Source organism: Pseudomonas sp. CC120222-01a (genome assembly GCF_003097235.1).
GTDB lineage: Bacteria > Pseudomonadota > Gammaproteobacteria > Pseudomonadales > Pseudomonadaceae > Aquipseudomonas.
The window spans coordinates 117,727-137,012 of record NZ_QEQQ01000006.1 but is presented as its reverse complement, the minus strand read 5'-3'; the positions used below and the strand labels follow the sequence as shown (position 1 = coordinate 137,012).

General features: G+C 63.8%; 21 protein-coding genes. All 21 read left to right on the top strand.

Features of this window, described 5'->3' with window-relative positions; all coding sequences use genetic code 11:
* Position 1 precedes the first annotated feature (1 nt).
* The 21 genes from fliM (at position 2) to N430_RS10435 (ending at position 19,245) form a co-directional block, all read left to right on the top strand.
* Entirely contained in the window at positions 2 to 970 is a 969-nt protein-coding gene (gene fliM, locus N430_RS10535) for a flagellar motor switch protein FliM (RefSeq protein ID WP_110636537.1), read from the top strand.
* Between the two features lie 47 nt (positions 971 to 1,017).
* A complete protein-coding gene (fliN, locus tag N430_RS10530) occupies positions 1,018 to 1,482 on the top strand; it encodes a flagellar motor switch protein FliN (protein ID WP_110636814.1) in 465 nt (154 codons plus the stop codon).
* The gene (gene fliO / locus N430_RS10525) at positions 1,483 to 1,941 is read left to right on the top strand and encodes a flagellar biosynthetic protein FliO (protein ID WP_110636540.1); all 459 of its coding nucleotides are present in this window, start codon (positions 1,483 to 1,485) and stop codon (positions 1,939 to 1,941) included. It begins immediately after the preceding gene.
* A complete protein-coding gene (gene fliP / locus N430_RS10520; protein WP_110636543.1) occupies positions 1,941 to 2,696 on the top strand; it encodes a flagellar type III secretion system pore protein FliP in 756 nt (251 codons plus the stop codon). The genes fliO and fliP overlap by 1 nt, the downstream gene beginning before the upstream one ends.
* 22 nt (positions 2,697 to 2,718) lie before the next feature.
* Positions 2,719 to 2,988: a flagellar biosynthesis protein FliQ gene (gene fliQ, locus N430_RS10515; RefSeq protein WP_110636546.1), complete on the top strand. Its 270-nt coding sequence runs from the start codon at positions 2,719 to 2,721 to the stop codon at positions 2,986 to 2,988.
* A 7-nt stretch (positions 2,989 to 2,995) separates the two neighbouring features.
* A complete protein-coding gene (gene fliR / locus N430_RS10510) occupies positions 2,996 to 3,772 on the top strand; it encodes a flagellar biosynthetic protein FliR (RefSeq protein ID WP_110636548.1) in 777 nt (258 codons plus the stop codon).
* Between the two features lie 2 nt (positions 3,773 to 3,774).
* Positions 3,775 to 4,917, top strand: a complete 1,143-nt coding sequence (flhB, locus tag N430_RS10505) for a flagellar biosynthesis protein FlhB (protein WP_110636551.1) — start codon at positions 3,775 to 3,777, stop codon at positions 4,915 to 4,917.
* 247 nt (positions 4,918 to 5,164) lie between these two features.
* Entirely contained in the window at positions 5,165 to 7,294 is a 2,130-nt protein-coding gene (flhA, locus tag N430_RS10500) for a flagellar biosynthesis protein FlhA (protein WP_110636554.1), read from the top strand.
* A gap of 11 nt (positions 7,295 to 7,305) precedes the next feature.
* Entirely contained in the window at positions 7,306 to 8,613 is a 1,308-nt protein-coding gene (flhF, locus tag N430_RS10495) for a flagellar biosynthesis protein FlhF (RefSeq protein WP_110636557.1), read from the top strand.
* Between the two features lie 93 nt (positions 8,614 to 8,706).
* The gene (gene fleN / locus N430_RS10490; protein WP_054884183.1) at positions 8,707 to 9,540 is read left to right on the top strand and encodes a flagellar synthesis regulator FleN; all 834 of its coding nucleotides are present in this window, start codon (positions 8,707 to 8,709) and stop codon (positions 9,538 to 9,540) included.
* Positions 9,537 to 10,277, top strand: a complete 741-nt coding sequence (gene fliA, locus N430_RS10485; RefSeq protein WP_110636560.1) for an RNA polymerase sigma factor FliA — start codon at positions 9,537 to 9,539, stop codon at positions 10,275 to 10,277. The genes fleN and fliA overlap by 4 nt, the downstream gene beginning before the upstream one ends.
* 121 nt (positions 10,278 to 10,398) lie before the next feature.
* Positions 10,399 to 10,773, top strand: a complete 375-nt coding sequence (locus N430_RS10480) for a chemotaxis response regulator CheY (protein WP_103446503.1) — start codon at positions 10,399 to 10,401, stop codon at positions 10,771 to 10,773.
* Between the two features lie 18 nt (positions 10,774 to 10,791).
* A complete protein-coding gene (locus tag N430_RS10475) occupies positions 10,792 to 11,580 on the top strand; it encodes a protein phosphatase CheZ (RefSeq protein WP_110636563.1) in 789 nt (262 codons plus the stop codon).
* A 12-nt stretch (positions 11,581 to 11,592) separates the two neighbouring features.
* Positions 11,593 to 13,806 (top strand): chemotaxis protein CheA, encoded by a 2,214-nt coding sequence (locus N430_RS10470; protein WP_110636566.1) that lies wholly within the window; start codon positions 11,593 to 11,595, stop codon positions 13,804 to 13,806.
* A 47-nt stretch (positions 13,807 to 13,853) separates the two neighbouring features.
* Positions 13,854 to 14,984, top strand: a complete 1,131-nt coding sequence (locus N430_RS10465; RefSeq protein WP_110636569.1) for a chemotaxis response regulator protein-glutamate methylesterase — start codon at positions 13,854 to 13,856, stop codon at positions 14,982 to 14,984.
* On the top strand, positions 14,984 to 15,724 hold the full coding sequence (locus tag N430_RS10460) for a flagellar motor protein (RefSeq protein ID WP_110636572.1): 741 nt from the start codon (positions 14,984 to 14,986) through the stop codon (positions 15,722 to 15,724). Before N430_RS10465 ends, N430_RS10460 begins: the two co-directional genes overlap by 1 nt.
* A 3-nt stretch (positions 15,725 to 15,727) precedes the next feature.
* A complete protein-coding gene (gene motD / locus N430_RS10455) occupies positions 15,728 to 16,585 on the top strand; it encodes a flagellar motor protein MotD (RefSeq protein WP_110636575.1) in 858 nt (285 codons plus the stop codon).
* Positions 16,586 to 16,652: 67 nt separating this feature from the next.
* On the top strand, positions 16,653 to 17,444 hold the full coding sequence (locus N430_RS10450) for a ParA family protein (protein ID WP_110636578.1): 792 nt from the start codon (positions 16,653 to 16,655) through the stop codon (positions 17,442 to 17,444).
* Complete coding sequence (locus N430_RS10445; RefSeq protein WP_110636581.1) at positions 17,441 to 18,325, top strand: CheW domain-containing protein; 885 nt, start codon at positions 17,441 to 17,443, stop codon at positions 18,323 to 18,325. Before N430_RS10450 ends, N430_RS10445 begins: the two co-directional genes overlap by 4 nt.
* A gap of 43 nt (positions 18,326 to 18,368) precedes the next feature.
* Positions 18,369 to 18,848, top strand: coding sequence for a chemotaxis protein CheW (locus N430_RS10440; RefSeq protein WP_016393802.1), 480 nt, complete (start codon positions 18,369 to 18,371; stop codon positions 18,846 to 18,848).
* A gap of 1 nt (position 18,849) precedes the next feature.
* Positions 18,850 to 19,245: a DUF2802 domain-containing protein gene (locus tag N430_RS10435; protein ID WP_110636585.1), complete on the top strand. Its 396-nt coding sequence runs from the start codon at positions 18,850 to 18,852 to the stop codon at positions 19,243 to 19,245.
* Positions 19,246 to 19,286: the final 41 nt, after the last annotated feature.

The window sequence follows — 19,286 nt, the reverse complement described above, 5'->3', positions numbered from 1 at the left end:
AATGGCCGTACAGGACCTGCTGTCCCAGGATGAGATCGATGCCCTGTTGCATGGCGTCGACGATGGTCTGGTACAGACCGAGAGCGTTGCCGAGCCTGGCAGCATCAAAAGCTACGACCTGACCAGCCAGGATCGGATCGTGCGGGGTCGCATGCCGACCCTGGAAATGATCAACGAGCGTTTCGCCCGCTACACCCGCATCAGCATGTTCAACCTGCTGCGCCGCTCTGCGGATGTGGCGGTAGGCGGCGTGCAGGTGATGAAGTTCGGCGAGTACGTGCATTCGCTGTACGTGCCGACCAGCCTCAACCTGGTCAAGATCAAGCCGCTGCGTGGCACCGCGCTGTTCATTCTCGACGCCAAGCTGGTGTTCAAGCTGGTGGACAACTTCTTTGGGGGTGATGGCCGTCACGCCAAGATCGAGGGCCGCGAATTCACCCCCACCGAACTGCGCGTGGTGCGCATGGTGCTGGACCAGTGCTTCGTCGACCTCAAGGAAGCCTGGCAGGCGATCATGCCGGTCAACTTCGAGTACATGAACTCCGAGGTCAACCCGGCCATGGCCAACATCGTCGGCCCGAGCGAGGCGGTGGTGGTGTCGACTTTCCATATCGAACTGGACGGCGGTGGCGGCGACCTGCATGTGACCATGCCCTACTCGATGATCGAGCCGGTGCGGGAAATGCTCGATGCCGGCTTCCAGTCCGACCTCGACGACCAGGACGAACGCTGGGTCAAGGCTCTGCGCGAGGACGTGCTGGACGTCTCCGTGCCAGTGACCGCCACCGTTGCCCGTCGCCAGCTGAAGCTGCGCGACATCCTGCACATGCAGGCCGGCGACGTGATCCCGGTGGAGCTGCCCGAGCACCTGGTACTGCGCGCCAATGGCGTGCCGTCGTTCAAGGCGCGCCTGGGCTCGCACAAGGGCAACCTGGCCCTGCAGATCATCGACCCGATCGAACGCCGCTGAACGCGTGCCGGTCGCTCTTAACGAATTGAATGCCTGTCGAGGACATCATGGCTAACGAAAACGAGATCACTTCCCCGGAAGACCAGGCCTTGGCCGATGAATGGGCTGCGGCCCTGGAAGAAACCGGTGATGCCGGCCAGTCCGATATCGACGCGCTGCTCGCCGGTGACAGCGGCAAGCCCGGTGCCGGTCGCCTGCCGATGGAAGAGTTCGCAAGCTCCCCGCGGCCGAACGAGAACGTCAGCCTCGAAGGTCCGAACCTGGATGTGATCCTGGATATTCCGGTGAGTATTTCCATGGAAGTGGGCAGTACCGAAATCAACATCCGCAACCTGCTGCAGCTCAACCAGGGCTCGGTGATCGAACTCGACCGCCTGGCCGGTGAGCCGCTCGACGTGCTGGTCAACGGCACGCTGATCGCCCATGGCGAAGTGGTCGTGGTCAACGAGAAGTTCGGCATCCGCCTGACCGACGTGATCAGCCCCAGCGAACGTATCAAGAAGCTGCGCTGAGTGAAGGGCACGATTCGGGCCGTGATGGCCCTGGCCGCGCTGCTGGTGAGCGAGCTGGCCATCGCCGCCGCCACGCCTGCAGCCAGCCCGGCTGCGGCGCCGGCCGCAGCGCCCGGCAGCCTGGGCGGGCAGTTGGCGCAGATGGTGTTCGGCCTGTTGCTGGTGGTGGGGCTGATCTTCTTCCTGGCCTGGGCGCTGCGCCGCATGCAGGGCGCAGCGCCCAAGGGCGGGCAGGTGATCGAGATCGTCGGCAGCCGCGCCATCGGCCCGCGTGACCGGCTGTTGCTGGTGCAGGTTGGCAAGGAGCAGATCCTTATTGGCCATACGCCAGGCAGCATCGAAACCCTGCATGTCATGGCCGAGCCCGTCGAAGTACCCGCCAACGCCCGCCAGGCGACGCCAGAATTTGCCCAGCGGCTGATGGAGCTGATGGGCAAGGATCAGAAGGACAAGAAGTGATGAGCAGCGCGCTGCGCATTGTAGTGACCCTGGCGCTGCTGCTGGCCGCGCCACTGGCCCTGGCCGCCGACCCGCTGTCGATCCCGGCCATCACCCTGTCCAACACTGCGGATGGGCAGCAGGAATATTCGGTCAGCCTGCAGATCCTGCTGATCATGACGGCGCTGAGCTTCATTCCAGCATTCGTCATCCTGATGACCAGCTTCACCCGCATCATCATCGTGTTCTCGATCCTGCGTCAGGCCCTGGGCCTGCAGCAGACGCCATCGAACCAGGTGCTGACCGGCATGGCGCTGTTCCTGACCATGTTCATCATGGCGCCGGTGTTCGACCGGGTGAATCAGGATGCCCTGCAGCCTTACCTGAGCGAGAAGATGACGGCCCAGCAAGCCATCGAGAAGGCCCAGGGCCCGCTCAAGGACTTCATGCTGGCACAGACCCGGCAGAGCGACCTCGACCTGTTCATGCGCCTGTCCAAGCGCACCGACATCGCCGGCCCCGACCAGGTCCCACTGACGATCCTGGTGCCGGCGTTCGTTACCTCGGAGTTGAAAACCGCGTTCCAGATCGGCTTCATGATCTTCATCCCGTTCCTGATCATCGACATGGTGGTGGCCAGCGTGCTGATGGCCATGGGTATGATGATGCTGTCGCCGCTGATCATCTCGCTGCCTTTCAAGATCATGCTGTTCGTCCTGGTCGATGGCTGGGCGCTGATCATGGGCACCTTGGCCAGCAGTTTCGGCGGCGTCTGACGCCGCCAGGGAGAGCCCTCGCATGACACCTGAAATCGCTGTCGACCTGTTCCGCGACGCGCTGTGGCTGACCACCCTGATGGTGGCCGTGCTGGTGGTGCCGAGCCTGCTGGTCGGCCTGGTCGTGGCCATGTTCCAGGCTGCCACGCAGATCAACGAACAGACCTTGAGCTTCCTGCCGCGCCTGCTGGTGATGCTGGTCACGCTGATCGTCGCCGGGCCCTGGCTGGTGCAGAAGTTCATGGAGTACATCACCGGCCTGTACACCAGCATCCCGCAGCTGATCGGTTGAGCCTGCCATGCTGGAGCTGACCGACGCGCAGATCGGCACCTGGGTCGCCACCTTCATCCTGCCGCTGTTTCGGGTGACTGCGGTGCTGATGACCATGCCGATCTTCGGCACGCGCATGCTGCCGGCACGCATCCGCCTTTACGTGGCAGTGGCCATCACCGTGGTGATCGTGCCGGCACTGCCGCCGTTGCCTGAATTCGACCCGCTGAGCCTGCGCGGCCTGCTGCTGTGTGGCGAGCAGGTGATTGTCGGCGCATTGTTCGGTTTCTCCTTGCAGTTGCTGTTCCAGGCCTTCGTTATCGCCGGGCAGATCATCGCCGTGCAGATGGGCATGGCCTTCGCCTCGATGGTCGACCCGGCCAACGGGGTCAACGTGGCGGTGGTCAGCCAGTTCATGACCATGCTGGTGAGTGTGTTGTTCCTGCTGATGAACGGCCATCTGGTGGTGTTCGAGGTCATGACCGAGAGCTTCACCACCTTGCCGGTGGGCAACGCCCTGGTGGTCAGTCACTTCTGGGAAATGGCTGGCCGCCTGGGCTGGGTGTTCGGTGCCGGCCTGTTGCTGATCCTGCCGGCGATCACCGCGCTGCTGGTGGTGAACATCGCGTTCGGCGTGATGACCCGTGCCGCGCCGCAGTTGAACATCTTTTCCATCGGCTTCCCGCTGACCTTGGTGCTGGGCATGGGCATCTTCTGGATAGGCCTGGCCGATGTGCTTTCCCACTACCAGACGTTGGCCAGTGAAGCGCTGCTATGGCTGCGTGAGCTGGCGAGGGCGCCCTGAGCATGGCAGAGAGCGAAAGCGGTCAGGACAAGACGGAAGACCCCACCGACAAGCGCAAGCGCGACGCGCGGGAGAAAGGTGAGATCGCCCGTTCCAAGGAGCTCAACACCGTTGCCTCGACCTTGGCCGGTGCCGGGGCGTTGCTGGCCTTTGGCGGCAACCTGGCGCAAACGCTGATGGCGCTGATGCAGATGAACTTTTCCCTGACCCGCGAAGTGCTGACCGACGAGCGTTCGATGGGCATGTTCCTGCTGGCTTCGGGCAAGATGGCGATCTGGGCGGTGCAGCCGATTCTCATGCTGCTGTTCGTCATCGCCTTCGTGTCCCCCATTGCCCTTGGCGGGTTCATTTTCTCGGGCAGCCTGCTGCAGCCCAAATTCAGCCGCATGAATCCTCTGTCGGGTATCAAGCGGATGTTTTCGCTGAACTCGCTCACTGAATTGCTCAAGGCGATGGCCAAGTTCATGGTGATCCTGGTCGTGGCGCTGGTGGTGTTGGGCAATGACCGTCAGGCGCTGCTGGCCATTGCCAACGAGCCACTGGAGCAGGCGATCATCCACAGTGTCCAGGTGGTTGGCTGGAGTGCCTTGTGGATGGCTGCCGGGCTGCTGCTGATCGCTGCGGCCGACGTGCCGTTCCAGCTGTGGCAGACCCACAAGAAGCTGAAGATGACCAAGCAGGAGATCAAGGACGAGTACAAGGACAGTGAAGGCAAGCCCGAGGTGAAACAGCGTATCCGTCAGCTGCAGCGCGAGGTTTCGCAGCGCCGCATGATGGCCGCTGTGCCCGAGGCCGACGTGATCATCACCAACCCGACGCACTATGCCGTGGCCCTGCAATACGACCCGGAGAAGGGCGGGGTCGCGCCGTTGCTGGTGGCCAAAGGTACCGACTTCATTGCCCTGAAAATTCGCGAGATCGGCGTCGAGCACAAGGTGCAGATCCTCGAATCGCCGGCCCTGGCGCGGGCGATCTACTACTCCACCGAGGTTGAGGGGGAAATCCCGGCGGGGCTGTACCTGGCGGTGGCGCAGGTGCTGGCCTATGTGTTCCAGATCCGCCAGTACCGCGCCGGCAAGGGCAAGCGGCCCGAGCCGCTTAAAGAAGACCTGCCAATTCCACCGGACCTGCGCCGCGACAACTGATTCCAGCCTGGCACGGTCTTTGTGGGAGCGGCCTTGCGTCGCGAAAGGACTGCGAAGCAGTCCCGGCAATTTATGCGGCAACGCCGAGATCCTGGGGGCGCTGCGCACCCCTTTCGCGACACAAGGCCGCTCCCACAAGGTTCGCGCAGAAAGTTAGATCCCCTGCCAGACAAAGTTGGAAGGCTTCTTGCAAAGCCACGCCCAAGCGCCCCTTGGGCGTCAAAGTTTTGCATCAAGAGGACTCGCGGTGGATCGCACTCAGTTAATCAGCAACGCCCGCAACAACCTGGCCGGGCTCGGCCGGGGCAACCTGGGCGTGCCGCTGCTGCTGCTGGTGATGTTGGCAATGATGATGTTGCCGATACCGCCGTTCCTGCTCGACGTGTTCTTCACCTTCAACATCGCCCTGTCGATCGTGGTCCTGCTGGTCTGCGTGTATGCCCTGCGCCCGCTGGACTTCGCCGCGTTCCCGACCATCCTGCTGGTGGCGACCTTGCTGCGCCTGGCGTTGAACGTGGCCTCCACGCGGGTGGTCATGCTCCATGGCCAGGAAGGTCATGGCGCTGCCGGTAAAGTGATCCAGGCCTTCGGTGAGGTGGTGATCGGCGGCAATTACGTCGTCGGTGCGGTGGTGTTCGCCATCCTCATGATCATCAACTTCGTGGTGGTCACCAAAGGTGCCGGGCGTATTTCCGAGGTGAGCGCGCGCTTCACCCTCGACGCCATGCCCGGCAAGCAGATGGCCATCGACGCCGACCTCAACGCTGGCCTGATCGACCAGGCCCAGGCCAAGGCGCGCCGCGCCGAGGTCGCCCAGGAGGCAGAGTTCTACGGTTCGATGGACGGTGCCAGCAAGTTCGTCCGCGGTGACGCCATCGCCGGCCTGCTGATCCTCTTCATCAACCTGATCGGCGGCATGCTCATCGGGATGCTGCAACACAACATGTCGTTCAGCGATGCGGGCAAGGTCTACGCCTTGCTCACCATCGGTGACGGTTTGGTGGCGCAATTGCCATCCCTGCTGCTGTCCACCGCTGCCGCGATCATGGTCACCCGTGCCTCGGGTTCCGAAGACATGGGCAAGCTGATCAACCGCCAGATGTTCGACTCGCCCAAGGCACTGGGTGTGTCTGCCGCGCTGATGATCATCATGGGCCTGGTGCCGGGCATGCCGCACATGGCCTTCCTCAGCCTTGGCCTGCTGGCCGGGGGTGGTGCCTACCTGGTGTGGAAGAAGCAGCAAAAGGTCAAGGTCGAGGCGCAGAAGGAAGCGCAGCGCCAGCAGGACCTGCTGCCGTCACCACAGCGCGCAATGGAGACCAAGGAGCTGGGTTGGGACGACGTCACGCCAATCGACATGATCGGCCTGGAAGTCGGCTACCGCCTGATTCCACTGGTCGACCGCAACCAGGGTGGCCAGCTGCTGGCGCGGATCAAGGGAGTGCGCAAGAAACTGTCCCAGGACCTGGGCTTCCTCATGCCGACCGTGCATATCCGCGACAACCTCGATCTGCAACCCAGCGCCTACCGCCTGACGCTGATGGGCGTGATTCTCGCCGAGGCCGATATCTACCCGGACCGTGAGCTTGCGATCAACCCGGGCCAGGTGTTCGGTGTCCTCAACGGTATCGCTGCGCGCGACCCGGCATTCGGCCTGGAGGCCGTGTGGATCGACGTCGGCCAGCGCGCCCAGGCACAGTCGCTGGGTTACACCGTGGTCGACGCCAGTACCGTGGTTGCCACCCACCTCAACCAGATCCTGCAGAAGCACTGCCACGAGCTGATCGGCCATGAAGAGGTCCAGCAGCTGTTGCAGGTGTTGTCCAAGGCATCGCCTAAACTTGCAGAAGAGCTGGTGCCCGGTGTCATTTCCTTGTCGGGGCTGCTCAAGGTCCTGCAGGCATTGTTGTCCGAGCAAGTGCCGGTGCGTGACATCCGCAGTATTGCCGAGGCCATCGCCAACAATGCCAGCAAGAGTCAAGATACCGCCGCGCTGGTGGCGGCAGTGCGCGTCGGATTGTGTCGTGCCATCGTCCAAAGCATTGTCGGCGTTGAGTCCGAGCTGCCTGTGATCACCCTTGAGCCAAGGTTGGAACAGATCTTGCTCAATAGTTTGCAAAGGGCCGGGCAAGGTCAGGAAGACGGTGTTCTTCTGGAGCCGAGCATGGCCGAAAAGCTGCAGCGTTCGCTGATCGACGCTTGCCAGCGCCAAGAGATGCAAGGCCAACCGGCCATTCTCCTGGTGGCTGGCCCGATCCGTGCCATGCTGTCGCGCTTCGGCCGCCTGGCTGTACCGAATTTGCATGTTCTGGCGTATCAGGAAATACCGGATAACAAGCAAGTCACCATCGTTGCCACAGTGGGCCCCAACGGCTGAGGTAGTGGGTTATGCAAGTCAAGCGTTTTTTCGCCGCCGATATGCGTCAGGCCATGAAGCTGGTTCGTGATGAACTGGGTTCCGATGCCGCCATCATCGGCAACCGCCGCATCGCTGGTGGTGTCGAACTGACCGCCGCGCTGGACTACAAGCTGTCCGCGCTGGCCCCGCGCGTGCCCAACGCCGAACTGGAAGAAGAGCTGCGCAAGACCCAGTCGCGCATCGCCACTGCCCAGGCCGAGCTGGACAACCGCACCGAGGCCAGCGAAGGCAACCGCCAATTGTTTGCCGGCCAGTCGTTGACCGCCGCCGAACCATTGATCGAGCCGCACGTCAATGCGCCGGCCCCGGCGCCTGCGCTGGCGCAGCCGGCCGTCGACCCGCGCCTGTTCGACGCCATGCGTTCGGAGCTGTCGGGCCTGCGTGAGCTGCTCGAAGTGCAGCTCGGCTCTCTGGCCTGGAACCAGCTGCAGGGCAGCAAGCCGGCCCAGGCCAACCTCTGGCGGCGCCTCCAGCGCATCGGCCTGTCCGGCCCGATCGCCCGCGAGCTGCTCGACCTCACGAATGAGATCGAAGAGCCGCGCCAGGCTTGGCGCATGCTGCTGGCGCACCTGGCGCGGATGATCGAAGTGCCCCAGGTCGAGCCGATCGAAGACGGCGGGGTGATCGCCATGGTCGGCCCGGCCGGCATGGGCAAGACCACCACCCTGGCCAAGCTGGCGGCACGCTATGTGCTCAAGTACGGCCCGCAGAACCTGGCCCTGGTGAGCATGGACAGTTTCCGCATCGGTGCCCAGGAGCAGCTCAAGACCTTGGGCCGCATCCTCAACGTGCCGGTGACCTACGTCGATCCGGGCCAGTCGCTGGCTGCGGCGCTGGAGCCACTGCTGCGCAAGCGCGTGGTGCTGATCGATACCGCCGGCCTGCAGGCCAGTGACCCGGCCCTGCGCATGCAACTGGAAACCCTGGCCGGGCGCGGCATCGCCGCGAAGAACTACCTGGTGTTGGCCACCACCAGCCAGAAGCAGGTGCTGACTGCTGCCTACCACAGCTACAAGCGCTGTGGCCTGGCCGGCTGCATCCTGACCAAACTCGATGAAACGGCGAGCCTCGGCGATGTGCTGAGCCTGGCCATCAGTCATGAACTGCCCGTGGCCTACCTCACCGATGGCCCGCGCATTCCCGACGACCTGCACCTGCCGCGCCCGCACCAGCTGGTGACCCGCGCAGTCAACGTGCAGTTGCAGGACGAGCCCAGCGAAGAGGCGATGGCCGACATGTTCGCTGATCTCTACCACAATCCGCGACGTGCGGGTTGAGGGGCAAGCGTATGCAAAGTACCTACATTCCGGAGCCGGCTGTCGTGCGTTGCACGTGGTCTGGGTCCAAGCGAGACAAGGTAAACAACGAACATGGGTAGCATGCATCCCGTACAGGTGATCGCCGTAACCGGTGGCAAAGGTGGCGTCGGCAAGACTAACGTTTCAGTGAACCTGTCACTGGCCTTGGCCGAGCTCGGCCGCCGGGTGATGCTGCTGGACGCCGACCTCGGCCTGGCCAATGTCGACGTATTGCTGGGCCTCACCCCGAAACGCACCTTGGCCGATGTCATCGAGGGCCGCTGCGAGCTGCGTGACGTGCTGTTGCAGGGGCCTGGCGGTGTGCGCATCGTGCCGGCCGCCTCCGGTACCCAGAGCATGGTGCACCTGGCCCCGGCCCAGCATGCCGGGCTGATCCAGGCCTTCAGCGAGATCGGCGACAACCTCGACGTGCTGGTGATCGACACCGCTGCGGGTATTGGTGACTCGGTAGTCAGCTTTGTTCGCGCCGCCCAGGAAGTGCTGCTGGTGGTGTGCGACGAGCCGACCTCGATCACCGACGCCTACGCGCTGATCAAGCTGCTCAACCGCGACTACGGCATGAACCGTTTCCGCGTGCTGGCCAACATGGCGCAGAGCCCGCAGGAAGGGCGCAACCTGTTCGCCAAGCTGACCAAGGTCACCGACCGCTTCCTGGACGTCGCCCTGCAATACGTCGGCGCCGTGCCGTACGACGAGAGCGTGCGCAAGGCGGTGCAGAAGCAGCGTGCGGTGTACGAGGCCTTCCCGCGCTCCAAGTGCGCCCTGGCCTTCAAGGCCATCGCGCAGAAGGTCGACAGCTGGCCGCTGCCAGCCAACCCGCGCGGGCACCTTGAGTTCTTCGTCGAGCGCCTGGTGCAACCCACCAGCGCAGGGCCGGTGTTATGAGCGCGAACGGCTTCAAGATGTACAGCAAGGCGTCGAAAGATGCCCAGTTCGAACTGGTGGAACGCTACGCGCCGCTGGTCAAGCGCATCGCTTACCACCTGCTGGCACGCCTGCCGGCCAACGTCCAGGTCGAAGACCTGATCCAGGCCGGCATGATCGGCCTGCTGGAAGTGGCCAACAAGTACGACGCCAGCAAGGGTGCCAGCTTCGAGACCTACGCCGGCATCCGCATCCGCGGGGCGATGCTCGACGAGGTCCGCAAGGGCGATTGGGCACCGCGTTCGGTGCACCGCAATACGCGCATGGTCAGTGACGCGATGCGCGCCGTGGAAGCAAGAACTGGCCGCGACGCTAAAGATCATGAAGTTGCTGCCGAACTCCAGTTGAGTCTCGATGATTACTACGGGATCTTGAACGATACCTTGGGGAGCCGCCTGTTCAGTTTCGACGACCTGTTGCAGGACGGCGAGCACGAAGGGCTGCACGAGGACGGCGCCAGTGGCCAGATCGAGCCGTCGCGCGATCTGGAAGACGAGCGCTTCCAGGCTGCCCTGACCGATGCGATCGCCAACCTGCCGGAGCGTGAGCGCCTGGTGCTGGCGCTGTACTACGACGAAGAGCTGAACCTCAAGGAAATCGGTGAGGTGCTGGGGGTCAGCGAATCGCGTGTCAGCCAGTTGCACAGCCAGTGTGCCGCGCGCCTGCGCAGCCGCCTGGGGGAATGGCGGGCGCGTTGAGCCCGGGGTCGTTGCAGTCGTTTTCCACGTGCGTTTTCCATAGTTGCACCGAATTGAATGAATACGCGTGCTCGGGGCCGAGCGCGTTTGAGACTGCTTGGAGGTCTACTTGAACAAAGACATGAAAATCCTCATCGTTGACGACTTTTCGACGATGCGGCGGATCATCAAGAACCTGTTGCGTGACCTGGGCTTCACCAACACCGATGAAGCCGACGACGGCACCACCGCGCTGCCGATGCTCGAAAGCGGCCATTACGACTTCCTGGTGACCGACTGGAACATGCCGGGCATGTCCGGTATCGACCTGCTGCGCAAGGTGCGCGCCCACGACCGCCTGAAAACCATGCCGGTACTGATGGTGACCGCCGAAGCCAAGCGCGACCAGATCATCGAAGCGGCCCAGGCCGGCGTCAATGGTTACGTGGTCAAGCCGTTCACCGCCCAGGTGCTCAAAGAAAAGATCGAGAAGATCTTCGAACGCGTCAACGGCTGAGTCACGTCAGGGGGCGCCATGGAATCAACACAGACGTCTTTGGGGGAGTTCGAATCGACCCTGAAGAAACATGCCCAGGAGCTGGTCGAGAGCCTGGAACGGGGGCGTTTCGGCGAGGCGGTGCAGCTGATCCATCAGCTCAACCAGACCCGCGACCGTGGCCTGTACCAGGAAGTCGGCAAGCTCACGCGTGAGCTGCACAGCGCGATCGTCAGCTTCCAGATCGACCCGCGCATGCCGCAGGCCGAGGAAGTCTCGCAGATTACCGATGCCACCGAGCGCCTGTCCTACGTGGTCAAGCTCACCGAGGGTGCCGCCAACCGCACCATGGACCTGGTGGAGGAGAGCACCCCGGTGCTCAACGACCTGTCGGCCGAGGCACAAAGCCTGAGCGTCGACTGGCAGCGCTTCATGCGCCGCGAAGTCGCAGCGCCGGAGTTTCGCGAGCTGGTCAAGCGCGTCGACAGTTTCCTGACGCACAGCGCCGAGGGCAACCGCAAGGTCGCCGGCCACCTCAATGACATTCTGCTGGCCCAGGACTATCAGGACCTGACCGGCCAGGTGATCAAGCGCGTCACGGCGTTGGTCACCGAAGTGGAAAGCAATCTGCTCAAGCTCGTGCTGATGGCCAGTCAGGTCGACCGTTTTGCCGGTATCGAACACGACCACCAGCAGCTGCGTGCTGAAAAAGATGAAGAAAAACATCCGACTCGGGGTGAAGGTCCGCAGATTCATGCCGATAAGCGTGAAGACGTTGTGTCCGGTCAGGACGACGTCGACGATCTGCTGTCCAGCCTGGGTTTTTAAGGAGCACGTTTAATGAGCTTCGGCGCCGATGAAGAAATCCTTCAGGATTTCCTGGTAGAAGCCGGCGAAATTCTTGAGCAACTGTCCGAGCAACTGGTCGAGCTGGAAAGCCGGCCCGACGATGCCGACCTGCTCAATGCGATCTTTCGCGGTTTCCACACTGTAAAAGGGGGCGCCGGCTTCCTTCAGCTGAACGAGCTGGTGGAGTGCTGCCACATCGCCGAGAACGTGTTCGACATCCTGCGCAAAGGTGAGCGCCGGGTCGACGCGGAACTGATGGACGTGGTGCTCGAAGCGCTGGACACGGTCAACAGCATGTTCGGCCAGGTGCGTGAGCGCAGCGAAGTGACCCCGGCCACCCCGGAGCTGCTGGCGGCCTTGTCGCGCCTGGCCGAGCCTGCCAGCGCCGATGCGCCTGCACCGGTGGTCGAGGTTGCACCGGAGCCTGTGGCTGCCGAGGCGGACATCACCGACACCGAGTTCGAACAGCTGCTCGACTCGCTCGACGCAGTCAAGGCCGAAGCGGCCGCTGCCGATGCGCAGATGCAGGGCGAGACCTTGAGCGGTTCGGGTGATGACATCACCGACGCCGAGTTCGAATCACTGCTCGACCAGTTGCATGGCAAGGGTCAATTCTCGCCTGAAGTCGCCGCTACTGAGGCGGTGGTCGATGCCAGTGCACCGGTGAGTGACGAAATCACCGACGAAGAATTCGAGTCGTTGCTGGACCAGTTGCATGGCAAGGGCACCTTCCAGGCCGATGCCTTGCCGGCTGCTGCCGCTGCCGTGGAAAGCGCTGTCGCGCCCGCCAGCAGTGACGAAATCACCGAGCACGAGTTCGAAGCGTTGCTCGATCAGTTGCACGGCAAGGGCAAGTTCACCGGTGAAACCGTTGCTGGCGAAGCGCCGGTCGCCGTGGCAGCAGCGGTTGCGGCCGTGGCTGAAAGCAAACCGCTCGCCAAGCCTGCTGCAGCCCCGGCTGCCGCTGCGCCCGCCGCAGCCAAGCCGGCGCCAGCCCGCACCCCGGCCCCTGCGGCCGAAAAGCCTGCCAGCGAAGCGGAAACCACCGTGCGTGTCGACACTGCACGCCTGGACGAGATTATGAACATGGTCGGCGAACTGGTGCTGGTGCGTAACCGCCTGGTGCGCCTGGGCCTGAACAGCGGCGACGAGGCCATGTCCAAGGCCGTGTCCAACCTCGACGTGGTCACCGCCGACCTGCAGACCGCGGTGATGAAGACCCGCATGCAGCCGATCAAGAAGGTCTTCGGGCGCTTCCCGCGCCTGGTTCGCGACCTGGCTCGGCAACTGAAGAAAGAGATCAACCTGGAGCTGGTCGGTGAAGAGACCGACCTCGACAAGAACCTCGTCGAGGCCCTGGCCGACCCGCTGGTGCACCTGGTGCGCAACGCCGTCGACCACGGTGTCGAGATGCCGGACGAGCGTGAAGCCTCCGGCAAGGCCCGCACCGGCCGCGTGGTACTGTCGGCCGAGCAGGAAGGCGACCACATCCTGCTGTCGATCTCCGACGACGGCAAGGGCATGGACCCGAGCATCCTGCGCGCCAAGGCCGTGGAAAAGGGCCTGATGGACAAGGACGCCGCCGACCGCCTGAGCGAGTCGGACTGCTACAACCTGATCTTCGCCCCGGGCTTCTCGACCAAGACCGAGATTTCCGACGTGTCCGGCCGTGGTGTCGGCATGGACGTGGTGAAGACCAAGATTTCCCAGCTCAACGGCTCGATCAACATCTTCTCGGCCAAGGGCCAGGGCTCGAAGATCGTCATCAAGGTGCCGCTGACCCTGGCGATCATGCCGACCCTGATGGTGATGCTGGGCAACCAGGCATTCGCCTTCCCGCTGGTCAACGTCAACGAAATCTTCCACCTCGACCTGTCGCGCACCAACGTGGTCGACGGCCAGGAAGTGGTGATCGTGCGCGACAAGGCGCTGCCGCTGTTCTACCTCAAGCGCTGGCTGGTGCAGGGCCAGGTGCACGAGGAGCAGCGTGAGGGCCATGTGGTGATCCTCTCGGTCGGTACCCAGCGTATCGGCTTCGTGGTCGACCAGTTGGTGGGCCAGGAAGAGGTGGTGATCAAGCCGCTGGGCAAGATGCTCCAGGGCACCCCGGGCATGTCTGGCGCCACCATCACCGGTGACGGCCGCATCGCGCTGATTCTCGACGTGCCGAGCATGCTCAAGCGTTACGCGGCACGGCGTATCTGATTTTCGGCGGCGCACCCTGGCGGGTGGCGCCGCCTAATGGAGTGTTTATGGCAGTCAAGGTCCTGGTGGTGGATGATTCCGGTTTCTTCCGCCGCCGCGTTTCGGAAATCCTCTCGGCGGACCCGACGATCCAGGTGGTCGGCACCGCGACCAACGGCAGGGAAGCGATCGACCAGGCACTGGCGCTCAAACCCGATGTCATCACCATGGACTACGAAATGCCCATGATGGATGGCATCACCGCCGTGCGGCACATCATGCAGCGCTGCCCGACGCCGGTGTTGATGTTCTCCTCGCTGACCCATGAAGGCGCCCGCGTCACCCTCGACGCGCTGGATGCCGGTGCGGTGGATTACCTGCCGAAGAACTTCGAAGACATCTCGCGCAACCCGGAGAAGGTCAAGCAGCTGCTGTGCGAGAAGGTGCATACCATCTCGCGCAGCAACCGCCGTTTCGGTGGCTACGCCAGCCACGCGCCGGTCAGTGCACCGGCGCCGGCCAGCAGTCATGCACCCGCCAGCAGGCTGGCCAGCAGCGCGCCGGTACGTCCCGCCGCGCCTGCCCGTGCGGCTGCGCCGGCAGCGGCTGCGGCGCATGCCCCGGCGCCCAAGCGCAAGCCTTACAAGCTGGTGGCGATCGGTACCTCCACTGGCGGCCCGGTGGCCCTGCAGCGTGTGCTGACCCAGCTGCCGGCGAGCTTCCCGGCACCGATCGTGCTGATCCAGCACATGCCCGCCGCCTTCACCAAGGCATTTGCCGAACGCCTCGACAAGCTGTGCAAGATCAGCGTCAAGGAAGCCGAGGACGGCGACATGCTGCGCCCGGGCCTGGCGCTGCTGGCCCCGGGTGGCAAGCAGATGATGATCGACGGCCGTGGCACGGTGAAGATCCTGCCGGGCGACGAGCGCCTGAACTACAAGCCGTGCGTGGATATCACCTTCGGCTCGGCGGCCAAGTCCTACGGCGACAAGGTGCTGTCGGTGGTGCTCACCGGCATGGGCGCCGACGGCCGCGAAGGCGCGCGCCTGCTCAAGCAGGGCGGCAGTACCGTGTGGGCCCAGGATGAGGCCAGCTGTGTGATCTACGGCATGCCCATGGCCATCGTCAAAGCCAACCTGGCCGACGCGGTGTACAGCCTGGATGAAATCGGCAAACACCTGGTCGAGGCTTGCGTCTGATGGATGTGCTCAGCCTGATTGGCCTGATCCTGGCGTTCGTTGCCATCGTCGGCGGCAACTTCCTTGAAGGTGGCCACGTCGGTGCCTTGCTCAACGGCCCGGCCGGCCTGATCGTGCTCGGTGGCACCCTGGCGGCGGCATTGCTGCAGTCGCCGCTGTCGTCGTTCAAGCGCGCGCTGCAGATTCTGCGCTGGATCTTCTTCCCGCCGCGAGTCGACCTGGCCGGTGGTATCGACCGGGTGGTCAACTGGAGCCTGGTGGCGCGCAAGGAAGGCCTGCTCGGCCTGGAAGGCGTGGCCGATGCCGAGCCCGACCCGTACGCCCGCAAAGGCCTGCAATTGCTGGTCGATGGCGCCGAGCCGGAATCGATCCGCAGCATTCTCGAAGTCGATTTCCTGACCCAGGAAAGCCGTGACATCCAGGCCGCCAAGGTGTTCGAGAGCATGGGCGGCTACGCCCCGACCATCGGTATCATCGGTGCGGTCATGGGCCTGATCCATGTCATGGGCAACCTGGCCGACCCGTCGCAGCTGGGCAACGGCATTGCCGTGGCCTTCGTCGCCACCATCTACGGCGTGGCCAGTGCCAACCTGATCCTGCTGCCGATCGCCAACAAGCTCAAGGCCATCGTCATGCGCCAGTCGCGCTACCGCGAGATGCTGCTTGAAGGCTTGCTGTCGATCGCCGAGGGCGAGAACCCGCGCTCGATCGAATTGAAGCTGCAAGGCTTCATGGAGTAAGCCATGCGCCGTCGCCGTCATACCGAGGAGCACGAGAATCACGAACGCTGGCTGGTGTCGTACGCCGACTTCATCACCTTGCTGTTCGCCTTTTTCGTGGTCATGTATTCGATTTCCTCGATCAACGAGGGCAAGTACAAGGTCATCTCGCAAGCGCTGCTCGGGGTGTTCAACGACCCTGAGCGGAGCATGAAGCCGATCCCGATCGGCGATGAGCAGCCGCTCAGCGTGAAACCGGCAGAGCCCTTGATCAAGGACAGCGAGCAGACTGATGCGGGCCTGGCGCAGACCAACGTCGACCCGCTGAAGACCATCAGCGACGACGTGCGCGATGCCTTCGGCGACCTGATCAAGTCCGACCAGATGACCGTGCGCGGCAACGAGCTGTGGGTGGAGATCGAGCTCAACTCGTCGTTGCTGTTCGGCAGTGGCGATGCCATGCCCAGTGACAAGGCGTTCACCATCATCGAAAAAGTCGGCAACATCCTCAAGCCGTTCGCCAACCCGGTACACGTCGAGGGCTTCACCGACAACTTGCCGATCCGCACGGCACAGTACCCGACCAACTGGGAGCTGTCGGCAGCGCGGGCGGCGAGTATCGTGCGCCTGCTGGCCATGGAAGGGGTCAACCCGGCGCGCATGGCCTCGGTGGGCTATGGCGAGTACCAGCCGGTGGCCAGCAACGACACCGCCGAAGGGCGTGCGCGCAATCGACGGGTGGTGCTGGTGATTTCCCGCAACCTCGAAGTGCGCCGCAGCCTGACCGGCACAGGCAGTGCCAATGCCACCCCGGACGCAGCGTTGCGCCGTGCTGGCACACAAAGTGCACCGCCAGCCCCAGCAGCGACGACGGCCAAGTGAGCCGTCAATTCTCCGTCACCGCATGCCCTGTGGCAGCCGGCGGCACCCATGAAGCAAGAGTTGTCCTATGAGAGTCTGGGCAGTAGCCAATCAAAAAGGCGGCGTGGGCAAGACCACGACCACCATCGCCCTGGCCGGCCTGCTGGCTGAGGCGGGCAAGCGCGTGGTCGTCGTCGACCTCGACCCGCATGGCTCGATGACCAGCTATTTCGGGCACAACCCGGACGCCCTGGAGCACAGCTGCTACGACCTGTTCCTGCACAAGGGCAGCGTGCCCGAGGGCCTGCCGGGGCAGCTGCTGTTGCCGACCAGCGATGAGCGTATCTCGCTGCTGCCTTCGAGCACGGCGCTGGCGGTACTGGAGCGCCAGTCGCCAGGGCAGAGTGGGCTGGGCCTGGTGATCGCCAAGAGTCTGGCGCAGTTGTGGCAGGATTTCGACTTTGCCCTGATCGACAGCCCGCCCTTGCTCGGCGTGCTGATGGTCAACGCCCTGGCCGCCAGCCAGCAGCTGGTGATTCCGGTGCAGACCGAGTTTCTGGCGGTGAAGGGCCTGGAGCGCATGATCGGTACCTTGGCCATGGTCAATCGCTCGCGCAAGCAGGCCTTGCCCTACCAGATCGTGCCGACCCTGTTCGACCGCCGTACCCAGGCTTCGCTGGGCACCCTCAAGGTGCTGCGCGATACCTATGAACACCAGGTGTGGCAGGGTTACATCCCAGTCGACACGCGCCTGCGCGATGCCAGCCGCAATGGCGTTACGCCGTCGCAGTTCGATGGCAAGAGCCGTGGCGTGATCGCCTACCGCGCACTGCTCAAGCATATGCTGACCTACAAGCCGGTCGCGCAGGTGGCTTCATGAATCGGCCCGTCGGCACCAAGCCGCAACTGGCCCTGCAGTCCTACCTCGATGGGCTGTTGCAGGAGGCCACCGAGGCCGAGGATATCCTCGACCTGGCAACGCCTGCCCAGGCGCCCATGGCCAACGACGAATTCGCCGCCGCCGTGCGCGAAGAGCAGGCGCGGGACGCTCGCCAGCCAACACCCGTGGCCAGGCCTTTTGCCGAGCCGCAGGTGAAAGTACTGCCAGCCGTGCTGCCGGTCGAGCCGCCGGTGGTGGCCGTGGTCGAGGCTGAAGTGGTGGCTGAGGCCAGCATCCCGGTGCTGACCGAAGTGCCAGCGCCGGAGCCGGTTGCCCCCTTGGTGGAAGTGCACCTGCCAGCGGCAGTCATGGCCGACACGCCAGCCCCGCCGGCCAGCGTCGATGGCCGCCCGGCCTGGGCTGCCGAGCCGTTCGAGTGCCTGCTGTTCGACGTTGCCGGGCTGACCCTGGCGGTGCCGCTGGTGTGCCTGGGCTCGATCTACAGCCTGGAAGGCCAGGAGCTGACACCGTTGTTCGGCCAGCCGGACTGGTTCCTCGGCATCCTGACCTGCCAGGCCGGCAACCTCAAGGTGCTGGACACCGCGCGCTGGGTCATGCCCGACCGCTACCGCGACGACTTCCGCCAGGGCCTGAATTACGTGATTTCCGTGCAGGGCTACGAATGGGGCCTGGCAGTGCATCAGGTCAGCCGCTCGCTGCGCCTGGACCCGGCCGAGATCAAGTGGCGTAGCCAGCGTGGCCAGCGCCCCTGGCTGGCCGGCACGGTCATCGAACACATGTGTGCACTGCTCGACGTCGCCGAACTGGCCGAGCTGATCGCCAGCGGCGCGGTCAAGCAGTTGCATGCCAAACAGAAATAACACCGAACACAACCGCCAACAGCGGATTTAGAGGGCTAGGGGAATGAAAAAGTCGTCTGCGCAAGGTTCTGAAGATCCGATCCTGCAGTGGGTAACCTTCCGTCTGGACAACGAGTCCTACGGCATCAACGTCATGCAGGTGCAGGAAGTACTGCGCTACACCGAGATCGCTCCGGTGCCGGGTGCGCCAAGCTACGTGCTGGGCATCATCAACCTGCGCGGCAACGTGGTGACAGTGATCGACACTCGCCAGCGCTTCGGCCTGATGCCGTCGGACGTGACCGACAACACCCGCATCGTCATCATCGAGGCTGACAAGCAAGTGGTCGGCATCCTGGTCGACAGCGTTGCCGAGGTGGTGTACCTGCGTCAGTCGGAAATCGAAACGGCGCCGAACGTGGGTAACGAAGAGTCGGCCAAGTTCATCCAGGGCGTGTGCAACAAGAACGGCGAACTGCTGATCCTGGTCGAGCTGGACAAGATGATGACCGAGGAAGAGTGGTCCGAGCTGGAGAACATCTGAGTTGATCTTCGAGGTGGCGGTAATCTTCCTGGCGCTGCTGTGGGCCCTGAGCCTGTGGTTCTTCCTCAACTACAGCAAGCGCCAGCGCGAACTGGCGGCGCAGCAGGCCGTGGGCGATGCCCTGCGCGACCAGCGCATCAAGGACCTGGCCAAGCGCCTGGACGACTACCAGAACGGCACCGTGCGCATGGGGGAGGCCCTCCATGAACTGCGCGCGACCGTGGCACCGCTGCCGGAGAAGCTCCAGCAGCTGGAGCAGCGCGACCCGAACAGCGTGACCTTCACCCAGGCTGCCAAACTGGTGGGCATGGGCGCCAGCGTGGCGGAACTCACCGAAACCTGCGGCCTGACCCAGGCCGAGGCGGAGCTGATGAGCAAGCTGCACCGCAGCGAGTGATGAAGAAGGCGACCCCAGGGTCGCCTTTTTTAATCCCCAGG

Bases quoted from the DNA above. Each gene is read 5' to 3' on its own strand.
- fliM (WP_110636537.1), top strand. From the start codon at position 2: ATGGCCGTACAGGACCTGCTGTCCCAGGATGAGATCGATGCCCTGTTG.
- fliN (WP_110636814.1), top strand. From the start codon at position 1,018: ATGGCTAACGAAAACGAGATCACTTCCCCGGAAGACCAGGCCTTGGCC.
- fliP (WP_110636543.1), top strand. From the start codon at position 1,941: ATGAGCAGCGCGCTGCGCATTGTAGTGACCCTGGCGCTGCTGCTGGCC.
- fliQ (WP_110636546.1), top strand. From the start codon at position 2,719: ATGACACCTGAAATCGCTGTCGACCTGTTCCGCGACGCGCTGTGGCTG.
- fliR (WP_110636548.1), top strand. From the start codon at position 2,996: ATGCTGGAGCTGACCGACGCGCAGATCGGCACCTGGGTCGCCACCTTC.
- flhB (WP_110636551.1), top strand. From the start codon at position 3,775: ATGGCAGAGAGCGAAAGCGGTCAGGACAAGACGGAAGACCCCACCGAC.
- flhF (WP_110636557.1), top strand. From the start codon at position 7,306: ATGCAAGTCAAGCGTTTTTTCGCCGCCGATATGCGTCAGGCCATGAAG.
- fleN (WP_054884183.1), top strand. From the start codon at position 8,707: ATGGGTAGCATGCATCCCGTACAGGTGATCGCCGTAACCGGTGGCAAA.
- fliA (WP_110636560.1), top strand. From the start codon at position 9,537: ATGAGCGCGAACGGCTTCAAGATGTACAGCAAGGCGTCGAAAGATGCC.
- N430_RS10480 (WP_103446503.1), top strand. From the start codon at position 10,399: ATGAAAATCCTCATCGTTGACGACTTTTCGACGATGCGGCGGATCATC.
- N430_RS10475 (WP_110636563.1), top strand. From the start codon at position 10,792: ATGGAATCAACACAGACGTCTTTGGGGGAGTTCGAATCGACCCTGAAG.
- N430_RS10470 (WP_110636566.1), top strand. From the start codon at position 11,593: ATGAGCTTCGGCGCCGATGAAGAAATCCTTCAGGATTTCCTGGTAGAA.
- N430_RS10465 (WP_110636569.1), top strand. From the start codon at position 13,854: ATGGCAGTCAAGGTCCTGGTGGTGGATGATTCCGGTTTCTTCCGCCGC.
- N430_RS10460 (WP_110636572.1), top strand. From the start codon at position 14,984: ATGGATGTGCTCAGCCTGATTGGCCTGATCCTGGCGTTCGTTGCCATC.
- motD (WP_110636575.1), top strand. From the start codon at position 15,728: ATGCGCCGTCGCCGTCATACCGAGGAGCACGAGAATCACGAACGCTGG.
- N430_RS10450 (WP_110636578.1), top strand. From the start codon at position 16,653: ATGAGAGTCTGGGCAGTAGCCAATCAAAAAGGCGGCGTGGGCAAGACC.
- N430_RS10445 (WP_110636581.1), top strand. From the start codon at position 17,441: ATGAATCGGCCCGTCGGCACCAAGCCGCAACTGGCCCTGCAGTCCTAC.
- N430_RS10440 (WP_016393802.1), top strand. From the start codon at position 18,369: ATGAAAAAGTCGTCTGCGCAAGGTTCTGAAGATCCGATCCTGCAGTGG.